General features: G+C 46.5%; 1 protein-coding gene. It reads left to right on the plus strand.

Annotated elements, in window-relative coordinates:
- Positions 1 to 243 (plus strand): putative sulfate exporter family transporter (locus AAEY83_RS17905; protein WP_351061378.1); only part of this gene is annotated, 243 nt, incomplete at both ends.

A 243-nucleotide genomic window follows, 5' to 3' on the forward strand; every position in this document is an offset into this window, starting at 1 on the left:
GATTTAGTAACACTGGGTTGGCAAACAGCACTTATGCTAGCGGGCGCTATATTTACTACTATTATTTTAGGCGTAGTACTAGCACGCGCATTTGGCTTGCAAAAGCGCTTTGGTGCACTTACAGGTGGTTCGGTTGCTATTTGTGGAGCGTCTGCTGCGCTGGCTATCTCGTCTATTATGCCAAACAGCGAACATAAAGAACGCGACACCTTATTAACCGTTATTGGCGTAACAGCCATGTCG

It is taken from the genome of Psychrobacter sp. TB20-MNA-CIBAN-0197 (assembly GCF_040309765.1).
In the GTDB taxonomy this organism is placed as follows: domain Bacteria; phylum Pseudomonadota; class Gammaproteobacteria; order Pseudomonadales; family Moraxellaceae; genus Psychrobacter; species Psychrobacter submarinus.